This is a genomic window from Streptomyces sp. NPDC060028 (genome assembly GCF_042736725.1).
Taxonomy (GTDB): Bacteria; Actinomycetota; Actinomycetes; order Streptomycetales; family Streptomycetaceae; genus Streptomyces.
Genome location: NZ_JBHWVJ010000152.1, coordinates 1 through 9,132, shown reverse-complemented (window position 1 = coordinate 9,132; position 9,132 = coordinate 1). Strand labels below are relative to the sequence as shown.

The 9,132-nt window shown below is 72.5% G+C and carries 8 protein-coding genes; 3 read left to right on the top strand and 5 right to left on the bottom strand.

Annotation, left to right across the window (positions count from 1 at the left end; all coding sequences use genetic code 11):
* Positions 1-51: 51 nt before the first annotated feature.
* The 3 genes from ACFWBF_RS36685 to ACFWBF_RS36675 all read right to left on the bottom strand — a co-directional run bounded on the left by ACFWBF_RS36685 (position 52) and on the right by ACFWBF_RS36675 (position 3,005).
* Positions 52-426, bottom strand: a complete 375-nt coding sequence (locus ACFWBF_RS36685) for an RNA polymerase-binding protein RbpA (protein ID WP_031146696.1) — start codon at positions 424-426, stop codon at positions 52-54.
* A 324-nt stretch (positions 427-750) separates the two neighbouring features.
* Positions 751-2,166, bottom strand: a complete 1,416-nt coding sequence (locus tag ACFWBF_RS36680) for an MFS transporter (RefSeq protein ID WP_385609172.1) — start codon at positions 2,164-2,166, stop codon at positions 751-753.
* Between the two features lie 68 nt (positions 2,167-2,234).
* Positions 2,235-3,005: a glycerophosphodiester phosphodiesterase family protein gene (locus ACFWBF_RS36675; RefSeq protein ID WP_385609171.1), complete on the bottom strand. Its 771-nt coding sequence runs from the start codon at positions 3,003-3,005 to the stop codon at positions 2,235-2,237.
* A 177-nt stretch (positions 3,006-3,182) separates the two neighbouring features.
* Here ACFWBF_RS36675 and ACFWBF_RS36670 point away from each other — a divergent pair, with 177 nt between their 5' ends.
* The gene (locus tag ACFWBF_RS36670) at positions 3,183-4,685 is read left to right on the top strand and encodes a PLP-dependent aminotransferase family protein (protein ID WP_385609170.1); all 1,503 of its coding nucleotides are present in this window, start codon (positions 3,183-3,185) and stop codon (positions 4,683-4,685) included.
* On the opposite strand, the gene ACFWBF_RS36665 is transcribed toward ACFWBF_RS36670, so the two are convergent.
* Positions 4,682-6,334, bottom strand: coding sequence for a hypothetical protein (locus ACFWBF_RS36665; RefSeq protein WP_385609169.1), 1,653 nt, complete (start codon positions 6,332-6,334; stop codon positions 4,682-4,684). The two genes, ACFWBF_RS36670 and ACFWBF_RS36665, sit on opposite strands and share 4 nt — an antisense overlap.
* Before the next feature lie 48 nt (positions 6,335-6,382).
* Complete coding sequence (locus ACFWBF_RS36660) at positions 6,383-6,577, bottom strand: hypothetical protein (protein ID WP_125605336.1); 195 nt, start codon at positions 6,575-6,577, stop codon at positions 6,383-6,385.
* 303 nt (positions 6,578-6,880) lie between these two features.
* Here ACFWBF_RS36660 and ACFWBF_RS36655 point away from each other — a divergent pair, with 303 nt between their 5' ends.
* Together ACFWBF_RS36655 and ACFWBF_RS36650 are read left to right on the top strand one after the other, a co-directional pair.
* Entirely contained in the window at positions 6,881-7,315 is a 435-nt protein-coding gene (locus ACFWBF_RS36655; RefSeq protein ID WP_385609168.1) for an ankyrin repeat domain-containing protein, read from the top strand.
* A gap of 342 nt (positions 7,316-7,657) precedes the next feature.
* Positions 7,658-9,055: a HEAT repeat domain-containing protein gene (locus ACFWBF_RS36650; RefSeq protein WP_385609167.1), complete on the top strand. Its 1,398-nt coding sequence runs from the start codon at positions 7,658-7,660 to the stop codon at positions 9,053-9,055.
* Positions 9,056-9,132 lie beyond the last annotated feature (77 nt).

Genomic DNA, 9,132 nt, shown 5'->3' with positions numbered 1-9,132 from the left:
CCGCCACAAAGTGGCGGGGCCCCTCAGCTTTTCCCGTGCTCAGCGCCCGCGTTACGCGGACTTGCGGCTGTCCCGCGGATGCACGGCAATGTTCATGGCGCCGGAACGGAGGACCGCCAGCCTTTCGGCGAGCACTTCCTCCAACTCCTCGCGAGTGCGTCGCTCCATGAGCATGTCCCAGTGCGTTCGCGCAGGCTTGCCCTTCTTCTCCTCGGGCCCGTCTCCGTCGACCAGGAGTGCCATGGCGCCGCACGCCTTGCACTCCCACTCCGGCGGAATATCTGCCTCAACCGAGAACGGCATCTCAAATCGATGTCCGTTCTGGCATGCGTACTCCACCGCCTGGCGCGGGGCCAGATCGATGCCGCGGTCCGTCTCGTAGCTGGTAACCACGAGCCGCGTACCGCGGAGAGCTCGCTCACTCATGAATCGTGCCTCCCGGGCTTGTCGCCCACAGGACAGGTGTCGCTGTCGTCGTCATCCGGTCAACGTCCGGTCGGCGGTATAGATTCCCGCTCCGGGTCACGCGTCGCCCGTCGTGCCGCCCCTTGTTGTACCCACCAATGCCCGTTTTGTCACATCTGGCAGCAGATGTCACCCAACGTCTTCACTTCTGCAGCATGCAGTAACGGTCCGCCTGGCAGGGCAAAGGCGTACACTACCGGCCCTTCGCTTCCACGTCGAAATCCGTTCGGAATTCGCTCGTGAATACGGTTCGGGCCGACCGCCCCGCGAGCCCGGACCCGGCCGTCAGATCCGCTCGGGTACAGGATTGCCCGCCGCCTGCACCGCGCGCCGCACCGGCACCCTGGCGAGCAGCACGAAACCCAGTGCGAAGAAGGCCACCAACGAGATGATCGCGTCCCGGTAGCTGCCGGTGACCTGGTACGTCAGGCCGAAGACCAGCGGCCCCACCCAGCTCAGCCCGCGGTCGCTCATCTCGTACGCCGAGAAGTACTCGGCCTCCTTGCCCGCCGGGACCAGGTGCGAGAACAGCGAACGCGACAGCGCCTGGCTGCCGCCCAGCACCAGCCCGATCATCGAGGCCAGCGCGAAGAACCACACCGGCGTCCGGGCCGGCAGGAAGTAACCGGCCGCCAGGGTCAGGCCCCACGCGGCCAGCGAACCCAGAATCGTCCGCTTGGCGCCGTACACCGCGGCGAGCCGGCCCATCCCCAGCGCGCCCGCCACGGCCAGGATCTGCACCAGCAGCACGGCCACGATCAGCGTGGACTGCTCCAGCTCCAGCTCCTCGGAGCCGTAGATCGAGGCCTGGGAGATCACCGTCTGCACGCCGTCGTTGTAGATCAGGTACGCCAGCAGGAACGACAGGGTCAGCGGATAGCGCCGCATGTCCCTCAGGGTGGCCAGCAGCTGCCGCCACCCGCTGACGGCCGGGCCCGCGCCCGCGCCCGCCTCCCGTACGACCGCCCGGTCCCGCAGCCTGCGCAGCGGGATGACCGCGAACGCTCCCCACCACAGGCCCGCCGAGGCCAGACAGATCCGCACCGCTTCGCCCTCGGAGAGGCCGAAGGAGTCGTGGCCCTGGAACAGCACCAGGTTCAGCACCAGCACGAAGGCGCCCGAGGTGTAGCCGAAGGCCCAGCCGCGGGAGGAGACGGTGTCGCGCTCGTCGGGGGTGGCGATCTGCGGCAGGAAGGCGTTGTAGAGCACCATCGAGACCGCGAGCGCCGCGTTCGCGACGATCAGCAGCAGCCCGCCGAGGAGATAGCGCTCACCGCCCAGGAAGAACATCCCGGCCGTCGCCGCCGCACCCGTGTACGCCGCGGCCGCCAGCAGCGGCTTCTTGCGGCCGGTACGGTCGGCGACCGCACCCGCCAGCGGCATGATCAGAACGGCCGCGATCACCGAGGCCGACACGGTGTACGCGAAGTAGGACCCCGCCCGCACCGGGATGCCCAGCGGATGCACGTACCCCTCGGCGTCCGCGGCGGCCTTGGCCACCGAGGTCAGGTACGGCCCGAGGAACACCGTGAGCACGCTCGTCGAGTAGACCGAGCAGGCGAAGTCGTAGAAATACCAGCCGCGCTGCTCGCGCTTGCGCGCGGCGCGCGCGGAGGCCTCGGCTCTGCCGTCCTCGCCGCCCGATCCGGCTCTGCCGTCCTCCGCGCCCGATTCCGCTTCTTGTGCCGTCCGCGCACTCATGAGTGCCCCCTCGCTGGTCCCCGTACCGCAGCGGCCGCCCCACCGGGCACGGAGGCCGAACGGGCTCGTCAGGCCCAGGCCCCGCGCCGGTCCAGCACCGTGCGCAAGATGTCGATCCGGTCGGTCATGATGCCATCGACACCCAGGTCGAGCAGCGCCTCCATACGTTCCGGTTCGTTCACGGTCCAGACGTGCACCTGGAGTCCCCGCTCGTGCGCGATGCGTACGAACCGCCGGTCGACGACACGGATGCCCGCCTGGATCTCCGGAACCTGCGCCGCCACCGCGCCGACGCGCAGCGCCGCCGGGATCGCGAAGGAGCGCAGCCGCAGCCCCAGCACCCCGCGCACCCCGTACGAGGTGGCCAGGCGCGGCCCCGCGATCTTCTGGGCCCGTGCCACCCGGCTCTCCGAGAACGAGCCCACGCAGACCCGGTCCCAGACCCCGGCCCGGGCGATCAGGTTGACCAGCGGGTGCAGGGCCGACTCGTCCTTGACGTCGATGTTCCAACGGGCGTCCGGAAACTCCTCCAGCAGCTCCTCGAAGAGCGCCAGCGGCTCGGTCCCGCCCACCCGGGCTTCCCGGATGCGGCTCCAGGGCAGCTCGCGGATACGGCCCTGCGCGTCCGTCACCCGGTCCAGGGTCGCGTCGTGGAAGGCCACCAGCTTCCCGTCGGCCGAGGCGTGGACGTCGGTCTCGAAGTACCGGTATCCCGTGGCGGCGGCCCGGCGGAAGGCGGCGGCGGTGTTCTCCAGTCCGTCCGCGGCCCCACCCCGGTGCGCGAAGGGGATCGGAGCCGGGTGGTCCAGATACGGGTGGCGAAGGCGTACGTGCGTCACCGCCGCAGTATCCCCCGAGCCGTCGCCGACCGGATGGCCGGGCGGTGAACGACTCCGCCGTCCGGGCCCCTGGTCCGAATGGACTCCCGCATGCCACCCTGTGACGGCAGAAGCAATCCAATCCCGACCACTCTCGGGGCCGGTCGGGGCCAATTCTATGAAGGTGGACCGGACAGCATGGCTCAGTGGACCTCGGCGGTCGGTGCCGCACAGCTCGCCCGGCTCATCACCTCCCAGCAGGAACGGCCCGCCGTCCCCGGCGCCCGCAAGCTGCCCGCCTACCGCACCCTCGCCGACGGGATCCGGCTGCTCGTCCTGGAGGGCCGGGTCCCCGTCGCCGCCCGGCTGCCCGCCGAGCGGGAGCTCGCCGTCGCCCTCTCCCTCAGCCGCACCACCGTCGCCGCCGCGTACGAGGCCCTGCGCGGCGAGGGATTCCTGGAGTCCCGCCGCGGCGCCGGCAGCTGGACCGCCGTACCGGCCGGCAATCCGCTGCCCGCGCGCGGCCTGGAACCGCTGCCCCCCGAATCGCTCGGCTCGATGATCGACCTCGGCTGCGCCGCCCTCCCGGCCCCCGAGCCCTGGCTCACCAAGGCCGTCCAGGGCGCCCTGGAGGAACTCCCGCCCTACGCGCACACCCACGGCGACTACCCCGCCGGGCTGCCCGCACTGCGCCGGATGCTCGCCGAGCGCTACACCGAGCGCGGCATCCCGACCATGCCCGAGCAGATCATGGTCACCACCGGGGCCATGGGCGCGATCGACGCCATCTGCAGCCTCTTCGCGGGCCGCGGCGAGCGGATCGCCGTCGAATCCCCGTCCTACGCCAACATCCTCCAGCTCATGCGCGCCGCCGGAGCGCGCCTCGTACCCGTGGCCATGGCGGAAGGGCTGACCGGCTGGGACATGGACGTCTGGCGCCAGGTGCTGCGCGACTCCGCCCCGCGCCTGGCCTACGTCGTCGCCGACTTCCACAACCCGACCGGCGCCCTGGCCTCCGACGAACAGCGCCGCGCCATGGTCGAGGCCGCCCGCTCCGCCGGCACCGTCCTGATCGCCGACGAGACCATGGCCGAACTCCAGCTGGAACCGGACCTGGTCATGCCGCGCCCGGTCTGCTCCTTCGACCCGGCCGGCTCCACCGTGATCACCGTCGGCTCCGCCAGCAAGGCCTTCTGGGCCGGGATGCGCATCGGCTGGGTCCGCGCGGCCCCCGACGTCATCCGCAGCCTCGTCGCGGCGCGCGCGTACGCCGACCTCGGCACACCCGTGCTGGAGCAGCTCGCGGTGCACTGGCTGATGCGCACCGGCGGCTGGGAGGAAGCGGTGGGGATCCGCCGCGACCAGGCCCGGGAGAACCGGGACGCGCTCGTCACCGCCGTGCGCCGGGAGCTGCCCGACTGGGAGTTCGAGGTCCCGCGCGGCGGGCTGACCCTGTGGGCCCGCGCGGGCGGACTGTCCGGCTCCCGGCTGGCCGAGGTGGGGGAGCGGGTCGGCGTACGGGTTCCCTCGGGGCCGCGGTTCGGCGTCGACGGGGCCTTCGAGGGCTACGTCCGGCTGCCGTTCACCGTGGGCGGCCCGGTGGCCGATGAGGCCGCCGCCCGACTGGCGGCGGCGGCCCGCCTGGTCGGCACCGGTGCGGGCGGCAGCGGCGCGGAGCCGCCGCGCACCTTCGTGGCCTAACCGAGCCGCCCGGGCCAGGGAGCGTCGGCCGGCATCTCGGGGATCTCCGGGGCGTCGATCGACTGCGCCGGGGGCTGCGCCTGTGGCGGCTTGGTCAGCGTGAGGTGGCCGACGGGGTCCGGGACGGCGGCGACCGCGGCCGCCTGGCGCCCGGGCAGGAGTTCCAGCACGGCCTGGCGGTGTACCGGATGCGTGCCGTCGTCGTACGGGTCCGGCGTCGCGGGCACCTGGAGGCGGTGCACGGGACCCGCGCCGAGCCGGGCGTACCCGCGGCCCGGCGGCACCTGGGCCGTCGGGGTGGTGTGCGGCGGCAGCCCCAGCACGTCGGCGATCTGCTGGATCGTGGCCGGCCCCAGCACCACGCGGGCCCGGGTGTGCTGCCAGACGGCGTCGTTCAGCAGCTCCAGGTGGTCGTGGTGCTCGGCCACCACCACGGTGACGTTCGCGGCGCGCCCGTGCCGCAGCGCCACCGGGAGCTGCGCCAGCGGGTCCGGACTCCCCTCGGCGGTCGCGAGGTGGGCCAGCACCGTGGGCTGGTCCAGCAGGATCCACAGCGGGCGCCGGGTGTCCTCGGGCGCGGGCCGTCCGGCCTCGCGGGCGCGGTGGGTGGCGATCAGCCGCCGCTCGGTCTCCTGCGCGGCCCACTCCAGGGTGGCCAGGGCCCCGGCAGGCCCGCCCTCCACGGCCAGGACGCCGGTGCGGCCCGAGAGGCAGGCGTACTCGCCGCTGCCGCCGCCCTCGACGATCAGTACGTCGCCACCGTGCTGGAGGGCCTGCAGGGCGATCGAGCGCAGCAGGGTCGAGGTGCCGCTGCCGGGCTGGCCGACGGCCAGCAGGTGCGGCTCGGTGGACCGGGGGCCGGTGCGCCAGATCACGGGCGGCACGTCCCGGGGCTCGTCGCCCTCCAGGACGGGCAGGGTGCGCTGGACGCTGCCCGCGTCGGTGAAGCCGAGCACGGTCTCGCCGGGGGAGGTCACGAACGGCTGGGCGGCGATCGCCGTCGGCAACGCCGCCAGCACACTGAGGTCGAGCTGGTTGCCCTCCTCGTCCCAGTCGAAGAGGTACTCCCGTCCGCGCCCGGACTTGGCGTGCAGCAGTGCCTCGATCCGGGCCCGCGAGGTGGCCTCGCCATCGGTGAAGTAGGCCGGGTAGCGAATGTGGAGCCGGGTGACGCGGCCCGCCTCGTCGAACTCGTAGCCGCTGAAGGCCTTGTCCCAGTCCCCGCCGTGGGCGAAGAGCGGATTGGGGTCCTCCGGGATGGAGAAGTACGGCACGAGGGCTTCGTAGAGGGAGCCGAGCCGTTCGGTCTCGGCATCGTTGGGCCCGGTCTTCACCGGGGCGCGGTCGCGTCCCTGCCAGGCCGCCGCCGCCATGAGCGTGATCAGGGCGGTCAGGGGGCCGTAGGGGACGAGCGCGACCACGAGGACGCAGGCGGCGCCCAGGAACAGCGCGGGACCACGCTTGTCCTTGGGCGTCCCGGACCATTTGCGCCGCCCGGCGGAGGCCAGGATGCGCAGGCCGCGTCCGATGGTGAGGAGCGGATGGAGGACGTCCGTGGCGCTGTCGGCGGCCGTGCGAGCGAGGTCGCGGCCCCGGGCCAGCGACGAGGTGCCGTTGCTGAGGATGCGGGGAAGTGGGCGCCGGGCCACGGGCGTCTCCTGGAGTTGTGGGTGTGGCGGGGTTGCGGTCGGACGGCGCTAGAGCTTGATCCCGCCGAGGAGACTCGCGAGGCTCGCGGTGCTCGCCGTGATGCTGGGGGCGATGGCGGAGCCGGCGAGGAAGAAGCCGAAGAGCCCGCAGACGAACGCGTGCGTCAGCTTCATGCCGTCCTTCTTGAAGAACAGGAAGCAGATGATGCCGAGCAGGACGACACCTGAGATGGACAGGACCATGAGGAGTTCTCCTGGTGAGTGGGGACAGTCACCATCAGTTCTTCCAAGCTCACAGCAAGTATCAATGCGACAAAAGGTGCATACGGGTGAACGGCGGCGTTTTTCACTTGACCGGCCCACTCCGCCTGGCGCGCCGGAGGTGAAGGGGCTCGGCGGTGATCCTTGCCTCGGGCCGGCCCGCTCATGTGCAGGTCCGGGCGCTACCCTGGCGATTCACCCGTACGGACGCAGCGCCGTACGCACCCCTGCCCGCACGGCCTGGGGAAACTCCTTGCCACAAGCGAGTGAAAGGCGGTACGACCGATGAGCGAGCGCAACCCCGGGCACGAGCCCACCGCGGGCGGTCCGCAGGACGCCCCCGACGAGGACGTCATCGAACTGGCCACCAAGATCTTCGACCTCGCCCGCCACGGCCGGACCGGGGAGCTCGCCGCGTACCTCGACGCCGGAGTCCCCGCGAACCTCACCAACGACCGCGGCGACACCCTCGTCATGCTGGCCGCCTACCACGGCCACGCCGAAGCCGTCACGGCCCTGCTGGCCCGCGGTGCCGAAGCCGACCGCGCCAACGACCGCGGGCAGACCCCGCTCGCCGGCGCCGTCTTCAAGGGCGAGGAGGCCGTCATCCGCGCCCTGCTCGCCGGCGGAGCCGATCCGAACGCCGGAACCCCCTCCGCCGTGGACACGGCGCGCATGTTCGCAAAGGCCGACCTGCTGGAACTCTTCGGAGCCAAGTAGTCCGCTTTTGGGCGGGAGCTGACCGCCGACTGACCACCGCGGACCTCACAGGTTGGTCACGGCAGCCGGAAATGTGGTCGCGGTGGACAAAGCGGCTGGGTCATCATGGCGACGGATTCGATTCGCGGACATGACGGACGGGCAGGAGCGGACTGGACACAACGGGTGTCCACAGCCACCCCTGCCACACCGGCCCGGCACGGTCGCGGAGCACCGACGAGAGTGAGAAGGCAATGGTCTACATCGAGCGGAACATGACGGCGGACGTCCTCACATGCTGTTACGCGGCCCTGTGAATCCCGATTCCCGGTTGCGTCCCCAGCTTGATTTGAGGCCATTCCCATGTTCGAACCAGTCATAGCGCCAAGCGGCACCCTGCTCGGGCTCCTCCAGCGCGGTCGCGGCGACGGCACCCTCCACGCCCTCGCGGCGCCCCGCACGGAGGCCCTCGCGGCCCTCAACCAGTGCGTGCTCCGCGACCCGCGCCAGGACTGGCAGGTCGAGAACCGCTCGCTGTACTACGCCCGCCTGTACCTGGACCTCGACGGCCCCCTCGGCGAGATCGAGACCCACCTCTTCAGCGCGGAAGACCTCTTCGACGAGGACGAGAACCGCACCGGCCTCGCCCTGTCCGTACTCGGCCACCTCGCCTCGTACGGCCGCGACGACGCACTGATGCTGCTGCGCCGGTACGCCGCCTCCGGCGCGAACTGGGCCTGGGCCCTCGACGAGCTCGCCCTGCGCGACGACGACGAAGGCCTGCGCGGCCTCGCCGCACCCGTCCTCGCCCGCTTCCCCCACACGGCGGACGGCGAGGCGCGGCTGGCCGCCGCCGTCCGCGACGCGTACGAACCCAGACCCTGGTGCCTGTGGGAAGAGTCGGCCGAGTACGGGGAGCGGCTGCGCGCCGCCCGCCAACAGGGCTCCTTCGACCGCTGGCAGCGCCAGCTGACCCCCTCCGGCCCCCGGCCCGGCTGGGGAGTCCAGGCCGTATTCGACTGGGCCGCCGACGGGCTGCGCCGCGGCACCCCGCTGCACGTGCCTGCCGCGCGATGTCTCGCCGCCGTCGCCGCGCCCGAGGACCGCCCGGCCATCCTGGCGGCCGCCGCCGGCGCCTCCGGCGAGGCCGCCCGCGCCACCGCCCTGCACCACCTGGTCCTCGCCGAACCGGACAACCCGGCCGTCCTGGACCTCATCGAAGCCGCCGGCGACGAACCCGCCGTGGCCGCCTACGAGCGCATGTGCGGCCCCGCCGCAGTCGAACGCGCCCGCCGCTGGATCCACCGCCCCGACGCCCTGGGAGCGGCCGCGGCGGCCCTCCTGGCCGCCCGCGGCGACGCCGAGGACGCCCATCTCGTCCTCGGGGCACTGCGCTCCACCGTCCGCGGCGACGGCCCGGACACCCGCCTGCTGTTCGCCCTGGTCGACGGAGCGGGCCGCCTGGCGATCGGCTGCGCGGCCCCGGTGCTGCGCCACATCTACCGCGAGACGGCCTCGTCCCACCTGCGCGGCCGCGCAGCCCGGGCACTGGCCAGCACGGACCCGTCCTTCGCGGCGGGCTTCGCCGTCGAATGCCTCTGGGACTGCGAGGAGACCACCCGCGAGGTGGCGGCCCGCCACGCGGAGACGGCAGACGCCCGCGTGGCCCCGCGCCTGCGCCGCCTGGCATCGGACCCGGCGGAGGAAGAGGACGTCCAGTCGGCGGTCCGAAGCCGCATCGCACCGGAGTCGGCGGTGTAGGGGTGTAGGGGCGGTTCGGCCCGGCGGGGTGACGTTCGGGACTCGTGTGCTCGGTGGCGTTGACGGGGTTCGGGGGC